Origin of the sequence: Magnetospirillum fulvum (assembly GCF_900108475.1) — a bacterium.
Classification (GTDB): Bacteria; Pseudomonadota; Alphaproteobacteria; order Rhodospirillales; family Magnetospirillaceae; genus Phaeospirillum; species Phaeospirillum fulvum_A.
Map to the genome: position 1 here is coordinate 147,098 of NZ_FNWO01000004.1, position 25,287 is coordinate 172,384.

The following is a 25,287-nucleotide window of genomic DNA, read 5'->3' on the forward strand; positions in this document are numbered from 1 at the left end:
ACAACCATTAATACTTGTAGGGTCAACGCTGTATATTGACGGGTTGAGAAGGCCAGAGGTACTATCCACCGCGATAAGACAGGGTCGTCATAGGTTGGCGTTCGCCTGATCTTGAGAGAGTCAGAGGTCGGCATGGCACCCAGGGATGAGACGTCTTCCGACCGTGCGGGCGATGGGGCGGCGATCGGCACCGTCCAGACCCTGACCGGCGGCGCGGTTGCCCGTCATGCCGACGGAGGTCAGGTCGCGCTGCACAAAGGCGACCGCGTGTTCGAGGGCGACGTTCTGATCACCGATCAGGGCGCGTCCGTCGGCGTGGTGCTGTCCGACGGCACCTCGCTGTCGCTGGGGGAAAAGGCGCGTCTGGCCCTCGACGATTATGCCTATGATGCGACCAGCCACAGCGGCGACGCCCATCTGTCGCTGCAATCGGGCTCGTTCGCCCTGGTCACCGGTCAGATTTCCAAGACCGCGCCCGACGCTTTCGCGCTGAAGACCCCGACGATGACCGTCGGCGTGCGCGGGACCGGCATCGCTGGCAACACCAATGCCATCGCCCTGATGGCGGAACGGGGCGGCGTCTCGGGCGAGGTGGTGCTGACCACGCCGTCCGGTCAGACCGCGACCCTGAACACCCCCGGTTCGGCCGCGTCGTTGGGCAGCGGCGGGCTGGTTCAGCAGCAATTGTCGCCGTTTCAGGTGATGCAGTTGGCCGGTGGGGCCGGGGCGGCGCTGCCCAACGGCGCGGCGTTGCTGTCGCCCGCTTTCAACGCGGCGGCGCAGGCGGTCCAGCAACAACAACAGCAACAGCAAGAACAGACTCCGCCGCCGCCGCCATCTCCCAGCGGCGACGGCGCGCAGGGACAGGGCTCGGGGACGCTGGAGGCGCTGGCGGCGCTGCAAAGCGCGGTCGAGGCTCAGATTCAGGCGATCCAGCAGGGAATCGCCCAGGATGCCGCCGGTCGGGCCGAACAGGCGCGGACGGCAATCGACAAGGCCAAGGCCGACATTCTCACCAACCAGGAAGCAACGCGGGCGGCGGCCGAACAGGCGGCGCGGGCTGCGGCCGAGTTGGCGCATCGCCAGTTCGAGGCGGCGCGGGAAGCCGACGCGGCGGCGGCGGCTCTGATCCGTTCGATCCTCGAACAGGCGCGACTGACCCTGGTCCAGATCCAACTGGACAAGACCTCGGTCGATCTGGCGATTGCCGAGATGTGGGACTCGCTGGTGATCCTGGCCAGCCCCGACGCGGCGGGCAAGGAGGCGGCCGAGGCGGCTCTTCAGACCCTGAGCGCCGCCGCCTGGAGCGCCAACGATCTGATTGTCCTGTCCCAGGCCGATCTGGCGGCGGCGGCGACGATGGCACTGTCGCTCGCCGCCGGTCACGGTGCCACGGCGACCGGTCTGGCCCTGGCCGTCCAGGGCGTGACGAACGAGGGGCAGGCGCTGGCGGCGGCCACCGCCGCCGAACTGGGACAGGTCGCCGATTTCATCACCAATCCCAGCCACTTCCTCGACGCGGTCACCCGGTGGTCGACTCCCTACGATTCCGATACCTCGCTGGCCGAACATGCCGCCGAGGAAGCCCGTGCCGCCGCTGACGACACTCAGGCGCGGGCGACCCAGGCTCAAACCGAGGCCCAGGCCGCGTCGGATGCGGTGGTCGCCGCCCGCAACGCCGAAGAAGCGCCGATGGTCGCCTTGGGCGAGGCCGAGGCGCGGCTGGGGGTCTATGTCGGTGCGGAAAACGCGGCCCGGGCCGACCGCGACGAGGCGATGTTGCTCTGGACCGGCCATGCCGCCGACGCCCAGGCGCTGGCGGCGATGTCGGCGACGGTTCAGGCTGCCTATTCCGCCGTCCTGCTCCATCAGTCGGTCGGGGTGGTCGATGGCGACCTTGCCACGGCCCGTGCCGCTCTCGCCGCGCAGGCGGGGCTGCATCCCGACAATGCGGTGGTCGATGCGCTGGCCCATGTCGAGGCGGCGTGGGTTCAGCTTGCCGCCGATGCGGTGGCGACCGCGCTATCCGATCCGCTCAACCTGACCAAGGTCACCACCGCCTGCGACGTGCTGACCCATCTGAAGGCCGGTCTGGACGGCGATTCCCGTGAGACCGCGCTTCAGGCGGCGCTCGATCTGGTCGCTTCGGCCCAGGCCTCATTCGACTCGACCACCCGGACCACCACCACCGATACCCAGACCTTGCTGGCCGGTGCCGCCGACATCCTGAGCGGCGACGGGCTCGCCTCCGGGGCCGACGTCGCCACCCATCTGTCCGCCGCCGCCACCTTGTCCGGTCAGATTGCGACCGACGCCGCGACCCTGGCCAGCTATGACCAGACCCTGTTCCTGACCTATTTCACCGCCTGGCACGATGCCGTCGTCGCCCGTCAGGCGATTGCCGCCAGCGACGACGATTTTGTGCTGACCCCGGAAACGGTGGGGGGGAACTATACCGGACGGCTGCTCGGGTCCGATGGTTCGGTCGTGACGATGAGCCTGGGCCAGGACGAGAGCGGGGCCTATGACGGCACCGTCGTCTTTACCGATTCCCACGGCGATCCGGTCGATGTGCCGCTGGCCTATTCCGGCCTGACCCTGAAGCACGATTCCTCGGGCCATCTGATCCTCGATTCCGACGGCGATCCGGTGTTCGTCACCGACGACGGCACCACCGTTTCGGTCCGCGCCGATGCGTCGGGCTATTCGCTGGTGTCGGACAGCGGAATCGTCGCTGCCGATACCGCCGTCGCCGTCGCGATTGAGGTGCATGACGACGGTACCGTCGGTCTGCTGGTCGGCGGGGTTGCCGTCACGATCGACGGCGGGGCCTATCTGACCGCCGAAACCGCCTTTCTGGCCGCGCTCGACATCTATGACGCCGCCGTCGCCGCTCTGGGCGATGGGGTGATCGAGTACAATGCCGACCATACCCCGATCCTGATTGGGGCGCTCGACCGGGCGGTGTACTGGTCGCAGCAGGCCGGGCTTGATCTCCAGGCCGCCGCCCAGGCCGAGGCCGAGGCGAGCACCGCCCAGATGGCGGCGCGGACGCTGGAGACCTACATCCTCGACACCGCGACCGATCAGGTCGGCCATGCCCTCGACACGATCGAGGCGAAGCTGGACGCGGCGCGGGCTCTGAAAGAGGCGGGGGGGACGCTTGATCCCGCCGAAACCCAGGCCCTGCTCGACGCGGCCCAGGCGGCGCTGACCTCGCTGGCCAACTATGCCGCCAAGGCCGATGACGCTGCCGCCAACATGGTCGCCTGGCGGGTGTTCGCCGCCGATGCCGGGGGACAGGCCGCGCTGGATGCCGCCACCGCCAAGAACGAGTCGGTCCAGGCCACGCTGACCCAGGCCACGACGATGCTGTCCGAGATCGTCCAGATCGACCTCTATGCCGACGCCGCCGACGATACCTCCCGCGCCGCCGCCGATCTGGCGATTGCCGCCCGCAAACTGGCCGGGGTGGGGGACGACGCCCTCGCTCAGGACGGGCTGGCCGCCGCCGCCGCCCGCAAGGCAGCCGCGGCGCTGGCCGACGCTGTCCGCGCCAACGATGCCGATTCCGCCGCCGCCGCCAAGCTTGCGCAGGCCCTGGCGGCGAAGACCGAGGCCGACCGGCTGGCCGGCGAAGCCACTGCCGCCAAGCTTGCCACCCTGAACGCCATCGCCGCCAACGATGTCGAGACCGCTTTGGCCCAGGACGCGATTGCCGGGCAGAAAGCGGCGCTGGCGGCGGCTCAGGCCGAGCTGGCCCGCACCGCCGCCGACGAGGCGGTCGGGCTGGCCTCGGACCATCTGCTGGCCCAGGCGCGGGCCGCGCTGACGGCGGCACAAGAGGCGGCGATCCGGGCGGCGGACGATAGCGCCGCCGCCTCGGCCCCTAATGTTTCCGTCGCGGTCGCCCAGGCCAAGGCCACCGACGCCGTCCAGCAAGCCGCCCTGGTCGAGACGAACCGACTCGCGATCGAACTGTGCCTGAGCAAGCTTCAGGCGATCGGCGGGGCCGATGCCGCCCAATCCGAGGCGCTGACGCTCAACGGTCTGTCGGCCTATGTCGCCTCGGTCGCCGCCGCCGCCGCCCAGACTGCGACCGCCTCCGCCGCCGCAATCACCGCCGCCGCCGCCGCGACCCAGGCCGCGCTTGACGCCGCCGCCGCCGCCGAAGCGGCGCGGGAAGCGTCCGATCAGGCCCGGCTTGACGCGATCGAGGCCACCGCGGAATCGCTGCTCGACGCCGCCCAGTCCCGCAGCGCCGCCGACAGCGCTGCCGCGGCGCGGACCCAGGCCCAGTTGGACCTCGCCCAATCCTGCGCCACTCAGGCCGAGGCCGAATCCGTCGCCGCCCAGGCGGCCACCGCCGCCGCCGACAGCGCCGCCGCGCAGGCCCACAGTGCGCTGGCCCAGACCTATGCGGCCCAGGCTCAGGCGGCGTTCGCCGCCGCCGCGACCCTGGCCGCCGGTCATGGCTCGGCCGCCGCCGCTCTGGTCGGTCAGGCGGCCACCGCCGCCGCCTCGGCCGCCGCCTCGGCCGCCGCCGCCAAGGCCCAGGCCGGGATCGCGACCAACCTATCCGGCTCGGCGGCGGATTGGCTGGATGGCAGCGCGATCGCCGAATGTGTCGCGGCCAAGGCCTCCTATGACAATGCCGCCAGCGCGGTCGCCGAGGCCGAGCGGGCGGCGATGACGGCATCTGCGGAGTACGCGGCCAAGATGGCCCTGCTGGCTCCGTTGCAGATGGAGGAGGCCGGAGCGCTGGCGGTGCGCGACGCTCAGATGAGCGCGTTGCGGAGCGCGGCTCAGGCGTTCCTGACCGCCACCGGCACCGTGGCCGATATCAATGAGGCCAGTGCTGCGGCGATCCACGCCATTGTCGATGGCATCGTCGCGGTCAATCCGGTCCAGGCCGCGCTGAAATCGGCCTACCAATCCGCCTATTCCAGCTATGGCAATGCCGCCAGCGCCTATGACATGGCTCATGCCGCGACGGTTTCGGCCCAGTCGATCGCCGATCTTGCCGCCGCCCAGGCCGCCGCCGCTGCCACTGCCGCTCAGATGGCCGAAGCGAACATGGCCCAGGCCGCATCGGCCTATGCCTTTGCCGCTTCCTATGAAATGGGCGCGCAGGCGGCGGCGGCGATGCTGTCCTCCGCCACGACCGCGATGGCGGAATCGTTGAGCGCGGCCGAAGCGGCTTTGGCCGCCGCCCGTGCCGCGCGCACCACCGCCAGCACTGCCGCGACCGAGGCGACCAACGCGGCCGACGCGGCCGATCTGGCCGGGCAAAGCGACGATCCCGCCGCCGCCCTGCTGGCCCAGCAGGCCGCCGCGTCCGCTGTGTCGGCGCTCGACGGTGTTACCGCCGCCAATGCCGCCGCTTTGTCCGCCGCTACCGCCGCTCTGTCCGCCGCGACGGCGGCGCTCGACGGTCTGATCGCCCAGCATCCCGCCAATTACGCCCAGGCGTTGCCCGAGGTGCGGGCGGCACAAGCCGACGCCGAGGCCGCCTTGGCGGCGGTCAAGGCTCAGATTGCCGCTCTGGCCGGTGAAGTCGGTTCTCTGGTCGCCGAATCCGACGGCTTTTCCGCCACGGTCGGGCAGATGGCGAATCATGTCGATCTGGTTGCCAGCGGGATTTCGCTGCTGGCGATGGGAACAATCGAGGCGTTGCAGGTCGCCGTTAACGATAGCGAGACCGGGTTCAAGGCCGAGACCGCCGCTGCGGCAGCGGCGGCAGCAGCAGCGGCGGTCTCTGCGCAGGATTCCTCGGCCCAGGTCGCCAGCACGGGCGGCGGCAACGCGGTCCGGTCCGCTCTTGATGCGGTGCTGGCCGAGGGGCATGGCAAGGTCGATGACGCGCCGCTGGCGTCGGACGATGGAAGCCTGACCCAGGCGCTGGATACCCTGGTGGCGTTGCGCGGTACTCTGGTCGCCGCTGATGCCGCTGCGGGACGGATCGCGGCGGTCGATGCCGCCATCGCTCAATCTCGCGCTGCTCTCGACGCGGCGCGCGATGCGCTGGACGAGTCCCTGGCCGCTGCGGATTCCGCCGGCAGTGCGGCCGCGCTCAAAGCCGGTGTGGCCGAGGCCGCGAAAAATGCCGCTTCGGACGATGCCACCGCCATCGCCGCGATCTGGACGAGCGATCCGGCCGATTTCGCCACCGCTCTGGCCGCCGCTCGCAGCGCCGCCCAATTGGCCGGAACGGCGACGGCCTCTGCGGCCTCCGCCCAGGCGGCGGCTGCTGCCGCCGCCGCTTTGGTGTCCGATGTCGCGGCGTTGAAAAGCGATGTACTGACGGCGGTATCGGCGGCCGAAACGACGGTGACCCGCTCGGCCGATCTGGGGTCGGCGATTGGGGCCGCCCACACCGCCCGCACCATCGTTGCCGGGTTCGCCGATCTGGTTGACGCCGCCGCTCTCTCGTTCGACAGCGCGCAGAGCGCCAACGATGCCGCCCAGGCCGACCTGTCCACGGCGTCGGGTCTTTACGCCCAACTGGCGTCCGGGTCGTCGGTCGATGCCGCCGCCGTCAAAAGCGCTGCGGCGGCGCTGGCCGTCGCGACCGCTGCGGCGGATTCGGCGCAAAGCTTCCTGACCGCGACCGAAACGGCGTGGGTCGCCGCCAAGGCCCAGGCCGCGAAAGCGGAGGCGGCGCTGGCCGCCGCCGACAATGCGGTCGATGCGATGTTGACCGCGCTGGCGGCACCGGGAGGGGAGACGATGTCGCTCGCCTCCTATCTCGCCTCGGCCACCGCCCAGGCCGATATCGCCCTTCAGGCCCAGATCGAGGCCACCCGCCAGGTCAATGCGGCGGCGGCGTCCTATGACAGCGCGACGACCGACACCAACGATCTGGTGGGGCAGGCCGGGATCGTCGCCGACCAGTTGGCGCTGATCGAGGGTTATCGGAGCGATGTCGCGGCGGCGGAGACGGTCCACGCCATTGCGGAATCCGTCGCCGATCTGGCCGCCTCTGCTGCCGATCTGGCCGCCTCTGCCGCCGATTTCGCCCTGCTGGCCAATGCGGCCGCCCTGGCCGCCGCCAATGCCGCGATTAGCGGCGGCGCCGTCGCGATCACCTTGTCCAAGACCGTGACCGTGGATGGCGTCGCCCATCACAGCGGTGAGGTTCTGACCCTGGCCGAGGCGACTGCGCTGGCGAGCGCCGCTTCTGCCGCCGCCTCTGCCGCCGCCACCGAGGCGGCCGCGACGCGAGGAGAGGCAGCGCTGGCCGCGTCGTCCGCCACCGCCGCCGCCGGGGGACATTCCGGCGCTTTGGCCTGGGCCGCCACCGCCGCCACCTCTGCCGCCGCCGCCGTGACCTCGGCCGATGCCGCCGCGATCTCGGCCGCAATCGCCGCCGATGCCGAAACGATGGCCGGGGACGCCGCCGCCGCTCCCTCTGTCGATGCCGCCAAGACGGTCGCGCTGGCACAGGCGCGTCAGGCCGCCGCCGCGTCCGCCGCCGCCGCCGTTGCCGCCGCGACCGAGGCCGATGCCAGCGTCCAGTCGGTCCTGGCGGTGCTGACCCACTATCAGGACCGCTTGAACGCCGTCGTCGCCGCCGATTCGGCGACGGTGGCGATGCGCAACTCGGCTACCGCCTTGTTGCAGCAGGTCGAGACGCTGCGGATCGCCTTGACCGACGCGAAGAACGCGGCCATGACCGACGCCCAGGGCGGCATCGCCGATGCCCAGTCCGATGGCAGCGATTCCGGCGCGATCGATTCCAGCGCGCGGACCCAGGTGTTGGATTCCGCGCATTATGCCGAGGCCCAGATCGCCGCCGCCAATGCCGCCACCAAGGCCGCCGCCGCTGCCGCCCAGATCCAGACCATCCGATCCCTGACCGAGACGGTGTCGCACCTGACCGCGCCGGTTGACGCCCTCGATTCCGCGCTGGATCAGACGCAATCGTTGGCCGTCGCCACCAGCCTTGCCGCCGCGACGGCGGTCGCCATCGCCGACACCGCGACAATCGCCCAATATTCCGGGGCGCTGACCTACAATGTCCTCGCCAACGACACGTCGCTGAGCGGCGCGGTGCTCCGTTCCTATGAAACCGTCACCAACTTCACCAGCGGCAGCGACCATCTTCATTTCTCCGGGATCGCCGGGATCGGTTACGCCGGACTCGAAACCGTGCTGGCCGGGACCGGTCTGGCCGACAAGATCGCGGCGATTCGCGCCAATGCCGCTTTGTCCGACACCATCGTGTTCTTCACCCAAGGCGGCGACGGCTGGCTGTATGTCAAGGGCGCGGGGACGGGAACCAGTTTCGACGGCACCTTGATCCGGCTGGCGGGAACGACCCAGGCCCCGACCCAGGCCGACCTGTCCGGATTGGGCGGCGACAACACCCTGACCGCCGGGGATGGGCGCGATTATCTGGCCGGAACCGATGGCGCCGATCTGTTCGATCTTTCGCCCGTCGCCGACGGCGTCAGCGGGGTCCGGGTGGTTGCGATCGGCCGCCCCGCCAACGGCATCGCGGTGCTCAATGCCGATGGCAGCATCACCTATAAGCCCAACACCACCTTCCATGGCGATGATGTCATCGCCTACACCCTGGAAAGTACGGTCGAGGTGACGATCGACGGGGTGACCCAGACCCAGGTCAGCTATTCCAGCGGGACGCTGACCGTCCATGTCACTCCGGTCAATTCGGCCCCGGTCGCGGTCAACGATTACGCCACCGTCTTGTCCGCCGGGGCGGTGACGATCCGTCCATTGGGCAATGACAGCGATATCGACGGCGATATCCTGACGGTGAGCGCGATTGGCGGCACCGCCGTGTCGGGGACCACTCCGATCGCGGTCGCGGGGGGAAGCGTCGTGGTCAATCCCGACCAGACGGTGACCTTTACCCCCGATCCCGCCTATTACCGGTCGCTCGGGGCCAACGTCCACGGCCAGCGAAGCTTCACCTACACCGTTGCGGACCCCGATGGCGCGACGACGACGGCAACCATTATCGTCGATCTGGTCGGACAGAACGATGCTCCCACCGTCAGTGCGGCGAGTCTCGCGGCGAGCGAGGACACCGCCCTGATCCTGACCCTCGACAGCTTCGCCGCCGCGTTCTCCGACGTCGATGGCGATAGCCTGCGCGCGATCAAGATCACCTCTTTACCCGTCAACGGCACTTTGGTCCTGGTCGGAGACGGCGTGGTTCATCCGGTGACCCTGTTGTCGAGCATCAGCCTGGACCGGATCGCGGATGGCTCGTTGCGCTTCATTCCGGCGACGAACTTCATCGGAAGCGTCAGCTTCGACTGGAAGGGATCGGACGGGACGGTCTATGCGTCCAGTGCGGCGACGATGACAATCGAGGTCGCCCCGGCGTCGGACCCGCCCAGTCTGCACCCGGTCGCCGTCAGCGGCGAGGAAGGCAGCCGGATCGCGCTCGATCTCGGCGTTGCCCTGACCGATCCGACGGAAACGCTGACGGTGACGCTGTCGGACATCCCGGTCGGAGCGGTGCTGCGCGCGGGCGAGACGGTTCTGCTGACCGCCTGCGACGGCAATACCAGCGTCACCGTGACCGCCGCCGACATCGCCGCCGGTCTGACGATCGAATCGCCCGCTCAGTCCGACCAGAGCTTTACTCTGACCGTGGTCGCCCATTCCCAGGCCGACGGCGTGGCCGTGGCCGACAGCCCGGCGATGTCCGAAACGGTGACGGTGATCGGTCGCAACGATGCCCCGGTGGTGGTCGAAGCCGATACCGAATTGACCGTCGGCGATGGCGGAAGCGTCGGCGGAACCCTCGTTGTCGCCGACGTCGATGAGACCGACACGATCAGCTACCGACTGCTCGATGCGGCGAACCAGCCCGTCGATTCCGTGACCACCGCGAACGGGACGGTGACGATCGACCAGAACGGGCATTACGTCTACACGCCGAAGGCGGAATTGCTTGGGATGCGCACGGGCGAGACGCTGAGCGACAGCTTCCGCGTCATCGCCAGCGACGGCACCGTCGAAACCGCTCCCGTCACCGTTACGGTGACGATCGAAGGCGACAATGACGCACCGGTCGTCAGCGACAGTCATATCCTGTCGGCGAACCGGTGGCCGCTTTATTTCTCTTTGTCCGATTTCACCGCGTCGGCCCTCGATCCCGAGGGGGATGCGCTGGCGGCGATCAGAGTCGTCACCCTGCCGGAGAGCGGATCTCTCTACCTTAACGGAGAGGCGGTCGCGGTCGGGGCCGACATCGCCGTCGCCGATATCGAGTCGCTGGTCTATTACCCCGAGGGCATGGAAGGCGGTTGGGGCGAGGGAGGCTCGGTCAGCTTCCAGTGGGTTGGGTCCGACGGAACCGATTTTTCGTCGCTCCCGGCGACCCTGACCTTGGGGCCGGTGCAGATTGACGTCGATGGAACCTATGACGGGAGCGGCGAAACTCGCCCGGTCGAGGTCACTGGCGGCGCAGGCGGCGACACCCTGATCGGCGGATCGGGCTATTCCGTGTTGTCCGGGGGCGAGGGCGACGATGTGATCGTCAGCGGAACCGGCGGCGGCGCGATCGACGGCGGGGCGGGACAAGACATCGTCAGCTTTGCCCAAATCGAGTCCGGATCGCGGACCCTGACCGTCGATCTGATGGAGGGCCGCGCCTTCCTCTACCGGTCGGGGGACGAAATGTCGATTTTCGTCGCCCAGACCCGGGCGGTCGAGTCGGTGATCGGCAGTGCGTCGGGCGATTCGATCATCGGTGACGACGGGGCCAACACCCTGATCGGCGGGGGGGGAGGCGACGTCCTCAGCGGTGGTCAGGGCGACGACGTGTTCGGCTATGTCTCGAACGCGGATTCGACCCTCGATCACACCGACAGCATCGCCGATTTTTCCGATGGCGACCGGATTGTGTTCAGCGGAATCGACGGCATCGCCTACGATTCCGCCTTTTCGCCCCAACGTGGCCAAACGGTGGCCGACACCGTTGCCGCGATTGTCGGCAATGCCGATATCGTCGATCAGGCGGTGTTCTTCGTTCAAGACGAGTCGAGCTGGCTGTACATCAAGGGGGCGGGAAGCGGGACCAGCTATGACGGCACCCTGATCAATCTTCAGGGGCTGTCCGCGCCGTTGACACTGGAGGCGCTGCCGGGACTGAGCGAGGTCAGCGACACCACAGCAGGCGTCACCGTGCCGACCCTGGTGTTGGCGTGCGACGGCAGCGGCGCGGCGGCGACGGCGGCGTTCGATCCCAGTCTGTTTTCCGACAACCGGCTGAGTCTTGCCTTCGACGTCTGCCTGCTGGGATCGGAAACCACCAGCGGGGGATCGCTGCTGTCTCTGGTCGGGGCGGACGGCAAGCCCTGGGTCGATATCCGGGTCGAGAGCGGGGTCCTGTCCCTGACGGTTGCCGGGTCGAGCGACGAGCCCAGCGTGACGACACTGCCGGTCGGCGAATGGCACCGTATTGCGCTGACGATCGACGGCACGATGGGCAGCGATTCCTCTGCCACGGTCTATCTCGACGGCAATCCGGCCTGCTCGGTGGCGTTTTATGCTTCCGGGGCGGAGTTGAGCGACACTTTGCGGGCGCTGGCGGTCGGTGGCACCGGCAACACGGGCGGTACCGCCGCGCTTTACGACAATGTCAGCCTGTGGAATGTCGTCCGCAGTCCGTTTGCCATCGAATCCGCCCTGGCGGACGGCTTCGATACGGGACTCATCGCTCATTGGGCGTTCGAGTCGGTGGGAGAGGGTGTCTGCGTCTCCCGCTATGGCAGCGGGTCCGATCTGACGATCGGGGCGGCGGCCGAGGTGATCGCCTATGAGCCGCTGACGCTCCGCGCGGCGACGGCAATCGGCGCGACCGGGACCGAGGCTCCCGCCGCGTTGGGAGGATCGGGCGCGGTCCATCTCGACGGCAATGGCAGCGCGATCCGCTCGGCCACATTGTTCGAGCCGGGCCAGAGCGACTTCACCATCGAATTGTGGGCCAAGCCGGACACGCTGAGCGGGACGCAATATCTGTTCGCCAAGGAGCAATCGAGCAATCCGGGCGGGTGGAGTCTGTATCTCGAGGACGACATCCTGAAGGTCAGCATGCCGGGACTCTCCGCCGAGAGCCTGACCTTCGGCCTTGCCGACACCGAATGGCACCATGTCGCGGTGACGCGGTCGGGCCAGACCATCACCCTTTATGTCGATGGGGCCGCGGTCGGCACCGCGCAGACCGATCAGGTCTATGACATGAGCAACGGCATCCCGACCCTGATCGGAGCGCGGTTCAGCGATATCTTCGGCGACGATCAGAGCATGGTGACTCCCCTCGCCTCGGAAAGCCTGACCGGCTCGGTCTCCGATGTCCGGGTCTGGTCGAGCGCGCTTGACGACGCCGAGATCGCGGCGGGGATGGGGCATCGCCTGAGCGGAGCCGAACCCGATCTGGTCGAGTACCTTCCGCTCAGCGACGCGGAGATCAACGCGGCGGTCACCGCGTTGCGCGATCTGGTCGATGTCGCGGTGCGGGCCGAGGGCGCCAGCGCGATCACCGTTGCCGGTCTGCCCGTCGGAAATCGGGCGATCGACCTCAGTGGAACGGCCAGCGGGATCATCTCCCCCACTTTGTTCGAGCCCGGCAGCGGAGCCTTCACCGTCGAATTGTGGGCCCGCGCCGACAGCCTGACCCATGCCTCGGTGCTGTTCGCCAAGGAGCAGAGCGACGACAATACCGGTTGGTCGCTGTGCGTGCTGGCCGATGGCCATCTTGTCTTCAATGGTCCGAACGGGCTGGTCCTGCAAAGTACGATAACCGTGACGGAGGGGAGCTGGCATCATTACGCCATGAGCCGCTCGGACGACGGCGACCTCACCCTTTATATCGACGGAGCGGTCGCGGGGGCGTTCGAGGGGGTTACCGCCGACTTGTCCAACGGCATTCCCTCGATGGTCGGAGCCCGACTGGGCAACAATTCCAGCCTGGAATTCAGCCTGGACGGAGCGGTCAGCGAGGTCCGGCTGTGGTCGGTCGAGCGCAGTGCCGAGCAAATTCGCGACGGCAAGGATACTCATCTCGGCGGAACCGAGCCCGGTCTGGTCGATTACCTGCCGCTCGACGGCAGCTTGAGCGAGATCGTTCCCGCCGACGCCCCCGATCCCGCGCTCGACCATGCCGATCTGGTCGTTTCCGGCGGGGTTCAGACTCAGTCGCTTTGCTTCGCCGATGGCAGCACCGCCAGCGCGGGCGACATTTTCAGCGTCGGGACCGACGATTTCACCATCGAAATGTGGATCAATCCGACCGCATCCGGCACCGTGCTGTCGAAGGGCAATGCCCTCTCTCTGACCCTGGTCGATGGCAAGCCGACCCTGACACTTGGCGGCACGCTGGTGCTGCAAGGCGATGCCCTCAGTCTGGAGGGGTGGAGCCATCTGTCGCTGTCGCGCGAGGACAACACCTATCGGCTTTATATCGACGGCGTGCTGAACCGGGTGGTCGTGGCGGAAGCCTTCGCGATCGATTCGACCGATCCGTTGCTGTTCGGTGGCGGCTCTTTCAGCGGCCTGATGGCGGGGTTGCGGTTATGGAGTGTCGCCCGCTCGGAAAGCGAGGTGATCGACGCCCTTCATTCCTCCTATTGCGGCGGCGACGGATTGGTCGCGGCGTGGCCGGGGCTTGCCGACGAGGTCGATGGGGTCAGTTTCCTCGACGACCGCTCCGGCAACAGCCACACCCTGACCTTCGAGACCGGGACGGTCCTGTCCGAAGCGGTCGAGACCCCGCTGCTGGTCAATCCGGTCCGGGTCACCAGCGGCGAGACCTATCAGGGCGCGGTGGTGACCGCCGCCGCCGACGGCGTTACCGCCAGCTTCACGATGACGACCGGACCGGAGCATGGCAGCGTCTTTCTGAACGGCGACGGCAGTTACGTCTATACCCCCGCTTACGGCTATAGCGGCATCGACAGCTTTGACATCACCGTCGCGGTGGACGGAACCGAGTATATCCAGTCGATTGCGCTGCTGATCCAGCCCACCCTTCGGATCGTCGGAGCCTCGCAGACCGTTTCCGCCCGCTCGTTCGATGGCGACGATTACGCCACCATCGCGACCGCGTCCGATCTGACCGGACTGGACGACGGGACGTTCACCCTGGAAGCCTGGATCAAGCCCGACAGCGCTTGCCTGTCCACTGTGGGCGAGCATGTGATCCTGTCCAAGCAGATCGGCTCCACCAGCTATTATCTCAAGATCTATGACGGCCAGTTGGTCTTTCATACCGACGACGTCGTCCTCGCCGCGCCAACCAGCCTGACCGCCGACCAATGGGCTCATGTCGCGGTGACCCGCTCCGGCGATGCGGTCGCGTTGTATATCGACGGACAAAGAGTTGCCCTGACCGAAATCGCTGCGTCGGGCGGGCTGTCCGATGGTGGCAGTCTGACGGTGGGGGCGCGGCCGGTCGATGGCGACATCGTCGGCCAGTTCTTTACCGGCGACATCGCGACGGTGCGGGTGTGGGATCAGGCCTTGACCGCCGCCCAACTCGCCGCAGGGTATGACGTCGTCGCCAACAGCGACGAAGACGGGCTGATCGGGGTGTGGTCGGGCGACACGATCACACCGGCCGAGGGCAACCAGCAGCCCGACGAACTCCCCTCCGTTGCGGTGCCGCTCTATGGCGATGAGGTCGTCTGCGCCTATAGCGGCAGGTGCTCGGGCACGCTTGCCGTTTCCGAGGTGGCGGGGGGCGACGGCCCCCTGAGCCCGGCGACGGCGGTGAGCTATCAGTGGAGCCGGGTCGGCAGCGGCCTAACCGGGCATGGCGGCACGGTGACGGTCGCGGCCGATGGCAGTTTCGTCTATGTCCCGGCCAACGATTGGTCCGGCCAGGACAGCTTCGTCGTCCAGGTGAGCGGCAGCGATGGCACGGTGGCGACCCGGGCGATTGTCGTCGAGGTCAAGCCGATCCAGGCCGCGCCCGAGATCACCGCGCAGGGCTCCTACGACCTGATGGCCGACGGGAAGATCTATCTTGGCCTCGACATCGCCGATCCGATCGCCGCCGACGCTTTCCAGACGATTTCGGTGACTCTGACGATTGAGCACGCCGAAATCTGGCTGACCGGGACCCAGGGGGTTGCCGTCACCGGCAATGGCTGCGATTCGGTCGTCGTCACCGGGACGTTCGACCGGATCCACGCGATCTTGTCGGCGGCGACGCTAAAGCCGCTCGACGGCTGGAGCGGGGCCGAAACGCTGGTGGTGACGACGCAGAATCTTACGGTCGATCCCGAGGGCATCGCGATCCCCTCGTCCACCACCCTGACGATCCAATGCTCGCTGTCGCCGCAGATTTCGCTGTCGCAGGATGTCTTGTTCGCGATCGGCGACACCCCGACCGACCCGATCGAGGTGACGGTTCAGTCGCTTCAGATCAATACGGACTGCTCTGTCTCTATCGCCGCCATCTCCGGCGGCTCTGCCAGCCTTGACAATATGTCGCTGAGCTTTACCGCCGATCCCCTCGTTTCCGGCGCCAAGTCGGTCTCTCTCTTTACCAGCAACGGGCTGAACGGAATCTACCGACAGATCAATGTCCTGGCCTTCTCGGCGCAGGTCGACAATACGCTTGACGCCGATTCCACCACGCTGGCGGTGATCGACACGCCGGTGTCTCTGGCCGACGCCGTCCAGCTTACCATCGGCGGACTGAGGCTTCTCGCGGGTGGCGATGTCACCGTCGCCGATGCCGGGACCAGCCTGACCCTGTCCGTCGGCGGGCAGGTCGAATCCGCGGCGACGATCCGCGTCGATGGCGGCGAATTGCTGCTGGCGTCGGGGGCAAAGCTCTATGTCAATGGAAGCGTCGTCGTCAGCAACGGCAGACTGACCGGGGTGGACGGCGCCAGCGGACCGGGGAGCGTGGCCCTCGGTTCCAACGGTTCGCTGGTCCTGCGTTTCGCCGCAGAGATCACCACCGCCCTGATCACCGCCGCCGCCGCGCATATTCTGGTCGATGCCGGGGCGGCCTCGGCTTCGGTCAATTTCAGCCACAGCCTCGAAAACGATGGCAGCCTGATCGTCGATGCCGGGGCGGAGCATCAGGCCGATCTCGTCATCGCCGAATCCCTGGTCAACGACGGCACGTTCATCCTGTCCGGCGATGGGTCCTCGACGCTTGCCACCGGCTGGGTCAGCAATACCGGCGAGATGATCGTGGGCAACGACCTGACCTTGACCGCGGCATCATTCGACAATCTGGCGTCGCTCCGGATCGACGCCACCCTGACCCTGCGCGACGATGTCGCCGCCGCGTCGGACACTCACCTTGCCTTCGTCAATCGCGGACTGGTGTTCGGATCCGGCATCCTCGATCTCCACGACGCCAGCTTCGACAATCAGAGCTTTCTCAGCCCCGGTGGCCTGGACAGCGCGGGCGTGTTGACGGTGCGGGGCGATCTCACCTTGGGGACGGACTCCGTCCTGGCGCTCGACGTCTGCGGGGCCGACAGCAGCGACCGCCTGACCGTCGAGGACGGCACCCTGAGCTATGGCGGCACCCTGCTGTTCAACATCATCGGCCTGCCCAGCCTCAACACCCCGATCAGCGTCATCTCGCAGATGGGCGCGGAAGCGATCGACGGCTATTTCACCGCCTTGCGCGGGATGGATAACGGTGCGGTGGTGATCGACCCGCTGTTCGACAGCCAGAACCACAGCCTGTCGATTTCGCTCCACACCGCCAACCTTCTCGGCTCGAACGCCAGCTACGTCTCGCAGAACCAGATGGATCAGGATTATCTGATCGGTGCCGGAATCAACCAATCCGTTACGCTGAAAGGCGGGGCCGACGTCTATGTCGGCCATGGCGGCAACAATCACATCGGCGTGTCGGGGCTCGATTTCCATTTCATCGACGGCGGTGCGGGCGGCGGCAATGAATTGCGCTGGGATGGCGGCAGCGGCAATGTCTTTGATTCGACGCTTATCCGCCCCGAAGCCTTGCAGCATTTCGATCTGCTCAACCTTGGCGGCGGCGGCGACGCCGTGCTCGATTTCGCCCATGTGCTGGCGATGACCGGGGCGACCAACGCCTATACCGGCACCGACCATACCCTGGTGGTGATCGGCGGGTCCGACAACACCGTTCATCTGGCCGGATCGGGCTGGCAGAGCGCGGGCGAGGTCGATCTGACCGTCAACGGGCAGCAGGACAGCTATACCCAATATTTCAATGGGGACGTGCGGGTTCTGGTCGATACCGACTCCCACACTGTCTGATTCCGCGGCACCCGGACCGTTGCCAATTAGCAACGGTCTTGGGCATTCCGCCCGAGTCGCCTTGCATTTAGGCGATTCCGGATTGCCTGCTTAACAATCCGCCATGTATGAATCCCCCTGCACATCAAAGCGGCAGGGGACGTCACCATGCCGTCACAGTCGGGGAAGAACGGCGACACCCGGATGGCATGTGCCTTGCAAAGCGCCGGAACAGTCTTGGCAGATTTAGTAGGGGGTATCTTATGGTTCGACACGATCTCCGCAGCCGCGGTCTGATCACGGGGGCGATTATGTCGGTCGTTCTCGGCTGTAGCGCTGTCCCGGCGGTTGCCGATGTTTCGCTGTACGAGCAGGGCGGTCTGAAGGTCGACGGCGCGTTCACCGGCGGCCTGTCGCTGTTCACCTCCCCCGGTGCTCAGTTCGGCGCTGGCTCGAACACTGCCGGATCGGGTACGGCCCGTCGTATCAGCGGTCGCCCGTCGTGGAGCGAACTGTTCCTCCACCCCGAATTGAAGGCCTCGCTCACGACCGAAACCGCGGGCACCTTCTACGGTGACGTCAGCGGCCAGTTGACCGCCACCGGCGGCGACGGCGACGCCAGCCTGTACTCGACCACCTACGGTCACCCGGTGCTGCTCGACATCGAAAACGCCTATGCCGGTTGGCGCTCGGGCAAGACCCTGACCAGCCTCGGCCTCGAAGAAGACGCGCTCGACCTCTCCGGCGGTCGTCAGAGCTTCCGCGTCGGCGACGGCTTCCTGATCAGCAACGGCGTCAACAACGCCGGTAAGCGTGGTGGCTGGTGGAACCAGTCGCGCTCCGCCTTTGCCCAGACCGGCATCGTCAAGGCTTCGCACGGCCCGGTTCGCGGCGACATCTTCTACCTGCAAAACGATTCGTCGCAGCAGAAGGTCCAGGTCAACCTCGATCAGGCCAAGGCGAAGATCGTCGGTGCCAACATCGAAGTGTTCGGCAATGCCGATCAGGTCGAAGGCGGCCCGGCCCGCAACGGCGCCACCACCTATGGCGACCGCAAGTGGTATGCCGGTCTGACCTACTTCAACGTCGTCAATGCCTCCAACGACGGCCCCTTCAGCTTCGGCAGCACGTCCGTTCGTAGCGGCGGCACCAGCAACTATACCGTCACCAACACCGTGACGTCGAACCGCGAAGGCATGAACGTTCTCTCCCTGCATCTGGGCGGCAACTTCATTCCGGCCGTTCCCGATTTCTCGCTGTATGGCAATTACGTCTACGAAAGCAACAGCCGGTCCAACAGCAAGGTCGATGCCAGCGCCTGGTACATCGAGCCGGGCTATCAATTGTCCGACGTGCTGTGGACCCCGAAGCTGTCCTATCGCTACGCTCACTTCAGCGGTGATAGCAACCCGGACGACGACAAGAAGACCGCCTACGATCCGTTCTTCTACAACTCGGTCAGCCGTGGCTACGGCACCTGGTTCATGGGCGAGATCGTCGGCAATTACATTATCTCGAACAGCAACGTCAACGTGCACATGCTGAACTTCTCGGTCAATCCGCGCGATGATCTGAAGCTGTCGGTGCTTGGCTATCTGTACAATTACGATAAGAAAAACCAGTACAGCAACGGCACCGCCACCATGACCTCCGACAGTCTGGCGCGCGAAATCGACTTCGTCGCCGAATGGACGATCACCGAGAATGTTTCTCTGTCTGGTGCGTTTGCGGCCGCTCAGTCGGGTGGCGGCTATCGCCAGTACCAGAAGACTCAGGGCTTCTCTGGCAACGACGACAAGACTTGGCTCCTCGGCGAGACCTCGGTCATCGTGAAGTTCTAAGATTGCCGTTTGGCAAACGGGACCGGCCGGGAGGAGCAATCCTCCCGGCCGGTTTTGTTTGGGCGGGGCTTTCGCGAGGGCAGGCCGGGGACCGGGGATTGGGCGGGACGATCAGGGCGTCTGCTTCTTGACGACTTCCTCGCCCCATTCCTCGATCAGCTTTGCCTGGGCGGCTTTCAGATTGGTGATCCGGCGCTGGCTGCTTCCGGCGAGATAGCTGGCCACCAGCGGCGGCATCATCCCATACAGCCCCCAGCCGATCCCGGCGCAGCCATAGGCAACCGACAGCATCACCGGGTCGGTGATCATCCGGAAGGATTCGTCCAGGGTGTGGACGCCGAACCACAGAGAGAACAGATAGGGGAACACACCGGCGAAATTCAGCCCGCCGACGCAGAGAAAGGCATAGCGGTTCGGGCCTTTCTCGATCACCCAGGCGACCAGGGTCGGCAGCATGGTGAAGAACACCAGCACCACCGTCGGCAGCGAGAACGGCACCAGCGCGGCCAGGATCACCAGGACCACGCCCTTGTTGATGCCCTTGGACTTGCCGCCTTTTTTCGCGGCGGCAGCCGCTTTGGCCTGTTCGACGGCGGAAAGTTTCTTCTTTGCCATCAAGAATAAATGGCACCGAGACGGCCCGAAGGCAATCCTCGTCCCGACCGGATGCAGAAAAAAGCATGCCGCCGCCAAGACAATTCCCGCGCGCCGTCTTCGCCGCGCCCGGCCGTTACGCCGCCGTGTCGGGCCGCCCGGCCCGGATCGCGCCGACGAACGTCGTTACCAGCGTCGTGATCGCCGAATCGAGATCGTCCCACGCCGTGTCGGGCAGGGTCTTGCGGCACAGAACGGCATAGCCGACCGCGCCATGCAGGCTGGCGGCAAGGTCGATGTCGCGCGGCGAGATCGCGCCGCCGCCATCCCACTCTCGCCGCGCCTCGCGGCACAGCGGCACGAACAGCGTTGTCCGCAAATGCGACAGATGGCGGGCGGCCAGGACCGGATCGCGCAGGGTGGCGAACAGGAACAGCCGCGCCCGTTCGTGGCTGTAGGTGGTGCGGACATAGGCACGGTAAAGCCCGATGATCCGCTCTTCCAAAGGGCGGCAGCGGTCGTTTAAAAGCCCGTCCCAATCCGCGTGCCACATCTCGAAAATCTCAAGGCAGACCCGCTCGATCAGTGCGCTCTTGTCGGGGAAATAGCGGTAGAGCAGCGGCTGGGTGACGCCCAGACGCTCGGCCAAAAGCCGGGTCTGCCCCTCGAACCCGACCTCGGAGAAGAAGCGGATCGCCTCGGCGACGATCATCTGTTCTCGCTCGTTGTGGGGAAGCCGGTTCCGGTCCCGTTTCGTCGGGATCGCGCCGGGGGGACGTGCCGCCTCGCTCGGTGGGGAGCCTTCGAGCGGCTCTGTCATCCCCAATTCCTTCCATCTCAGATCGAAGCACTTAATGATCGCAGAATTATCAAATCGAGTCAATTTGGGGTAATGATACAATACGTGAACATTTGTCATTGCCCTCTGGAACGCATCGGGTACAATGATCGGCGTTGCACGAAGGCCCGGTTCGGGATACAGGAGGAGGACGGCCATGTCGCAGGCTGCGTTGCGTCTCGTGGACAAGGATACGATGGACAGACAAAAGGCGCTTGAAGCTGCTGTCAGCCAGATCGAACGGGCCTTCGGCAAGGGTTCGATCATGAGATTGGGCCAAAAAGATCAGGTGGTTGAGACCGAAGTGGTCTCCACCGGCTCGCTCGGGCTGGACGTGGCGCTCGGGATCGGCGGCGTGCCGCGCGGTCGCATCATTGAAATTTATGGGCCGGAAAGCTCGGGGAAGACCACCCTGGCCCTTCACATCATCGCCGAGGCGCAAAAGAAAGGTGGCGCCTGCGCCTTCATCGACGCCGAACACGCGCTTGATCCCGGTTACGCCCGCAAGCTGGGCGTCGTGCTCGACGAATTGCTGATCAGCCAGCCCGACGCCGGTGAACAGGCGCTGGAAATCGCCGATACGCTGGTCCGCTCCGGCGCGGTCGACGTGCTGGTGGTCGATTCGGTCGCGGCACTGGTGCCCCGCGCCGAACTGGAAGGCGAGATGGGGGATTCCCATGTCGGTCTTCATGCCCGGTTGATGAGCCAAGCGCTCCGCAAGCTGACCGGTTCGGTGTCGAAATCGAAGACGATCGTCATCTTCATCAACCAGATCCGGATGAAGATCGGCGTGATGTTCGGCAATCCCGAAACCACCACCGGCGGCAACGCGCTGAAATTCTATGCCTCGGTCCGGCTTGAAATCCGCCGCGTCGGCGCGATCAAGGATCGGGACGAGGTGGTCGGCAATCAGACCCGCGTCAAGGTGGTCAAGAACAAGCTGGCTCCGCCGTTCAAGGTGGTCGATTTCGACATCATGTATGGCGAAGGCGTCTCGAAGATGGGCGAACTGGTCGATCTGGGCGTCAAGGCCGGGGTCGTCGAAAAATCCGGCGCGTGGTTCTCGTACAATTCCACCCGGATCGGGCAGGGCCGCGAGAATGCGAAGACGTGGCTGCGCGAGCATCCCGACGTCGCCGCCGAAATCGAAGGGGCGATCCGCCAGAATGCCGGGCTGATCTCCGAAGCGATGGTCGCAGCACCCGGCGATCTCGACGGCACCCCGACCGAAGAGTAACGGTGGGCAGGCCGTGCGGGACCAGGATCGGTTCCGCGCGGCCTGTGTCCTGTGCGGATGTCACGAAAGGCGCCAATGCCCGATTTCGCTCTCGAAGCCGCGCTGGGCGGTTGCGTTGTCGGTATCGACGAGGTGGGGCGCGGCCCGCTCGCCGGTCCGGTGATCGCGGCGGCGGTTTGCCTCGATCCGACGCTCTGCTATGACGGATTGGACGATTCCAAGCGGCTCTCCGCGAAACGGCGCGAGGCGCTGGCCGCCCGACTGCACGAGACCGCTTTGATCGGGATCGGCCGGGCCGAGGTCGCCGAGATCGACCGCATCAATATCCTTCAGGCGACCTTTCTGGCGATGCAACGCGCCTTTGACGCCTTGGCGCTTCGTCTCGACACTCCGATCGACCATGCCCTGATCGACGGGCCGCATTGTCCCAAGCTGCCCTGTCCGGCTCATCCGGTGGTCGGTGGCGACGGGCGCTCACTTTCGATTGCCGCGGCTTCAGTGGTGGCCAAGGTTCAACGCGACGCCTTGATGGCCGCGCTGGCGATCGAGTATCCTGGCTTTGGCTGGGAGCGCAACGCCGGGTACGGCACCGCCGTCCATCTCGACGCTCTCAACCGGCAGGGTCCGACGCCCCACCACCGCCGCTCCTTCGCGCCGGTGGCCCGCCTGTGCGGGGATGAGTCGAGATAAGGGTAATTCTTATGGGCTCCGCCCATACCCGCCAGGGACCAGCGGCCCCTGGACCGGCATCGGATGGAATGGGGTCCAGGGGCGTGTCGCCCCTGGCGGGTGTGGGCGGAGCCCACATTCCCTTCCCCTGTTTACCTTCGGTCAGTGAGCGAATTCGGCGAAGAAATCGTTGCCCTTGTCATCGACGACGATGAAAGCAGGGAAATCGACGACGTCGATCCGCCAGATCGCTTCCATGCCGAGTTCGGGATATTCGAGCACCTCGACCTTCTTGATGCAATCGCGGGCGAGGCGGGCGGCGGCACCGCCGACCGAGCCGAGATAGAAGCCACCATGGGCCTTGCAGGCGTCGGTGACGGCTTTCGAGCGGTTGCCCTTGGCGATCATCACCATCGAGCCGCCTGCGGCCTGGAACTGATCGACATAGGAATCCATCCGCCCCGCCGTGGTCGGTCCGAACGAGCCCGAGGCGTAATTGGCCGGGGTCTTGGCCGGTCCGGCGTAATAGACGCCCATCTGCTTGAAATAGTCCGGCAGGCTTTCGCCGCGATCGAGCCGTTCCTTCAGCTTGGCGTGGGCGATGTCGCGGGCGACCACCATCGGCCCGGTCAGCGAAACCCGGGTGCGGACCGGGTATTGCGACAGGGTGCGGCGGATTTCGTCCATCGGCCGGGTCAGGTCGATCTTGACCACCTCGCCGCCCAGGGTCGATTCGTCGATATCGGGGAGGAAACGGGCGGGATCGGCCTCCATCGCCTCGAGGAAGACGCCGTCCTTGGTGATCTTGCCGAGAATCTGGCGGTCGGCCGAGCACGACACCCCGATCGCGACCGGACAGGACGCGCCATGGCGGGGCAGGCGGATCACCCGGACGTCGTGACAGAAATACTTGCCGCCGAACTGGGCGCCGATGCCCATGTCGCGGGTCATCTGCAACACCACCTGCTCTAACTCGCGGTCGCGGAAGGCACTGCCGTAGCGGGTGCCGCGCGAGGGCAGCGAATCGAGATATTTGGCCGAGGCCAGCTTGACCGTCTTTAGCGTCATCTCGGCGGACAGGCCGCCGATGACGATGGCGAGATGGTAGGGCGGACAGGCCGAGGTGCCCAGGGTGCGGATCTGGGCATCGAGGAATTTCAACAGAGAGGTCGGGTTCAGCAGCGCCTTGGTCTGCTGATAGAGGAAGGTCTTGTTGGCCGAGCCGCCGCCCTTCGCCATCACCATGAACTTATAGGCCGCGCCTTCAGTGGCGTAGAGGTCGATCTGGGCGGGCAGGTTGGTGCCGGTGTTGACCTCGTCATACATCGACAGCGGCGCGGTCTGCGAATAGCGCAGGTTCAACTCGGTATAGGCTTCCTGAACGCCCTGCGAGATCGCCGCCTCGTCATTGCCGCCGGTCCAGACCTGCTGGCCCTTCTTGCCCATCACGATCGCGGTGCCGGTATCCTGGCACATCGGCAGCACGCCGCCAGCGGCGATGCAGGCGTTCTTCAGCAGATCATAGGCGACGAAACGGTCGTTGTCGGACGCCTCGGGATCGTCGAGGATCGTCCGCAACTGGCCGAGATGGGCCGGGCGCAGCAAATGCGAGGTGTCGCGGATCGCCGCCTTGATCAGCCGGGTGATCGCGGCGGGCTCAACGGTCAGGATCGACTGACCGTTCAGGGTCGCGGTTCCGATTCCATCGGTGCCGAGCGGGCGATAGGGGGTGTCGTCGGCCCCCAGCGGGAAAATCTCGTGGAAAGAGAAATCGGACATGATCGGCGGCCTCGGCTGCGAAGGGTGGGGTGTCACCGCCCCGAACGGGGCGGGTGGCGCGCATGCCACGGTCAAAACACCTTTTTCACCGCAACGTCAAGAGGCACGGCCCCCGACCGCCGGTTGGGTGGGGACGGGACCGGGCCGAGCCGGGAAACGCGGCCCCGGAGGCCTATTTCTTGCGGAAGCGGTCTAGGGTCACCACTTTGCCGTCGCCATCGTCGCCGCTGGCGGGGGAGGCAGGGGCCGGGGGTGCCCCGGCTTCGGGCGCGGCCTTGGGTCCGTCCGACTCGTCGTCGTCGAAATCCTCGTCCTCGTCGTCCTGGCCGGGAATGCCCTGGAATTGCAGGCCGAACTTGGCCGACGGGTCGGCGAAGCCGGTGATCGCGCTAAACGGGATCACCAGACGCTCGGACTTGCCGGAGAAGGAGAGGGTGACGGCAAAGCCGGTCTCGTCAACGTCCAGATCCCAATATTGATGCTGGAGGACGATGGTCATTTCATCGGGATGGCGGGCGCGGGCATAATCGGGGACGGCGACGCCGGGAAGGTGGGTGCGGAAGGTGATGTAGAAGTGATGATCGCCGGGCAGACCGTGTTCGGCGGCAAAGGCCAGCGACTCGCGCACAACACCCCGCAACGCTTCTTCCACCATCTTGTCGTAGCGTAATTCTTCCAAACCCATCCGTTCCAGTCCCTATCGGTCGAGCCGGAATCCGGCCGGCAGGTCGGCTTCCGGTAAAGAAGGAAGTGGGGGGACTTCTGTTGCCCGGTGTCCCCCCGAACCGCGCTTACGGGTTAAGCCGCAGCGGCAAGAGCAACGTTGTCGTTGGCACTTGTTAGGATTGACCCGATGACGGTGGTATCATGCCGAACGCAAACTTTGCCTTTACTGCGCGCGTCGATCCTGTTTCGCCCCCGAGATGCCCAACCGATCCGGCCGGGTCGAAATGGTGGAGGCGCCGGGTACCGCCCCCGGGTCCGCAACGTCTATTCCGCAAAGCGTTTAGCGTCATAGTCGGTTTCCCGACTCGATCACTATAATCCACGCCAAATCATTTCGCTAGCCCGCTTCGACGTCGCAGTCGCAATAACCC

8 protein-coding genes and 1 other RNA gene are annotated in these 25,287 nt (G+C 66.2%); 4 read left to right on the forward strand and 5 right to left on the reverse strand.

Features of this window, described 5'->3' with window-relative positions:
* Positions 1-132: 132 nt before the first annotated feature.
* Both BLW40_RS18050 and BLW40_RS06310 read left to right on the forward strand, forming a co-directional pair.
* Entirely contained in the window at positions 133-17,253 is a 17,121-nt protein-coding gene (locus tag BLW40_RS18050; protein WP_074766638.1) for a LamG-like jellyroll fold domain-containing protein, read from the forward strand.
* Between the two features lie 290 nt (positions 17,254-17,543).
* Entirely contained in the window at positions 17,544-19,073 is a 1,530-nt protein-coding gene (locus BLW40_RS06310) for an alginate export family protein (RefSeq protein ID WP_244511073.1), read from the forward strand.
* A 111-nt stretch (positions 19,074-19,184) separates the two neighbouring features.
* On the opposite strand, the gene BLW40_RS06315 is transcribed toward BLW40_RS06310, so the two are convergent.
* Positions 19,185-19,688, reverse strand: a complete 504-nt coding sequence (locus BLW40_RS06315) for an acyl-CoA synthetase (protein ID WP_074766642.1) — start codon at positions 19,686-19,688, stop codon at positions 19,185-19,187.
* Between the two features lie 115 nt (positions 19,689-19,803).
* A complete protein-coding gene (locus tag BLW40_RS06320) occupies positions 19,804-20,487 on the reverse strand; it encodes a TetR/AcrR family transcriptional regulator (protein WP_083386656.1) in 684 nt (227 codons plus the stop codon).
* A 175-nt stretch (positions 20,488-20,662) separates the two neighbouring features.
* Between BLW40_RS06320 and recA the strand changes: the two genes are divergently transcribed.
* Complete coding sequence (gene recA / locus BLW40_RS06325) at positions 20,663-21,742, forward strand: recombinase RecA (protein WP_074766644.1); 1,080 nt, start codon at positions 20,663-20,665, stop codon at positions 21,740-21,742.
* A 75-nt stretch (positions 21,743-21,817) separates the two neighbouring features.
* Entirely contained in the window at positions 21,818-22,432 is a 615-nt protein-coding gene (locus BLW40_RS06330; protein ID WP_074766646.1) for a ribonuclease HII, read from the forward strand.
* 141 nt (positions 22,433-22,573) lie between these two features.
* Here BLW40_RS06330 and BLW40_RS06335 read toward each other — a convergent pair whose 3' ends face one another.
* The 3 genes from BLW40_RS06335 to ssrA form a co-directional block, all read right to left on the reverse strand.
* Entirely contained in the window at positions 22,574-24,190 is a 1,617-nt protein-coding gene (locus BLW40_RS06335) for a fumarate hydratase (protein WP_021131467.1), read from the reverse strand.
* A 172-nt stretch (positions 24,191-24,362) separates the two neighbouring features.
* The gene (locus BLW40_RS06340; RefSeq protein ID WP_074766649.1) at positions 24,363-24,875 is read right to left on the reverse strand and encodes an SspB family protein; all 513 of its coding nucleotides are present in this window, start codon (positions 24,873-24,875) and stop codon (positions 24,363-24,365) included.
* Positions 24,876-24,939: 64 nt separating this feature from the next.
* Positions 24,940-25,260: a transfer-messenger RNA gene (gene ssrA, locus BLW40_RS06345) on the reverse strand.
* Positions 25,261-25,287: the final 27 nt, after the last annotated feature.

Excerpts from the sequence above, each read along its gene's own strand:
- BLW40_RS18050 (WP_074766638.1), top strand. The coding sequence starts at position 133 with ATGGCACCCAGGGATGAGACGTCTTCCGACCGTGCGGGCGATGGGGCG.
- BLW40_RS06310 (WP_244511073.1), top strand. The coding sequence starts at position 17,544 with ATGTCGGTCGTTCTCGGCTGTAGCGCTGTCCCGGCGGTTGCCGATGTT.
- BLW40_RS06315 (WP_074766642.1), bottom strand. The coding sequence starts at position 19,688 with ATGGCAAAGAAGAAACTTTCCGCCGTCGAACAGGCCAAAGCGGCTGCC.
- BLW40_RS06320 (WP_083386656.1), bottom strand. The coding sequence starts at position 20,487 with ATGACAGAGCCGCTCGAAGGCTCCCCACCGAGCGAGGCGGCACGTCCC.
- recA (WP_074766644.1), top strand. The coding sequence starts at position 20,663 with ATGTCGCAGGCTGCGTTGCGTCTCGTGGACAAGGATACGATGGACAGA.
- BLW40_RS06330 (WP_074766646.1), top strand. The coding sequence starts at position 21,818 with ATGCCCGATTTCGCTCTCGAAGCCGCGCTGGGCGGTTGCGTTGTCGGT.
- BLW40_RS06335 (WP_021131467.1), bottom strand. The coding sequence starts at position 24,190 with ATGTCCGATTTCTCTTTCCACGAGATTTTCCCGCTGGGGGCCGACGAC.
- BLW40_RS06340 (WP_074766649.1), bottom strand. The coding sequence starts at position 24,875 with ATGGGTTTGGAAGAATTACGCTACGACAAGATGGTGGAAGAAGCGTTG.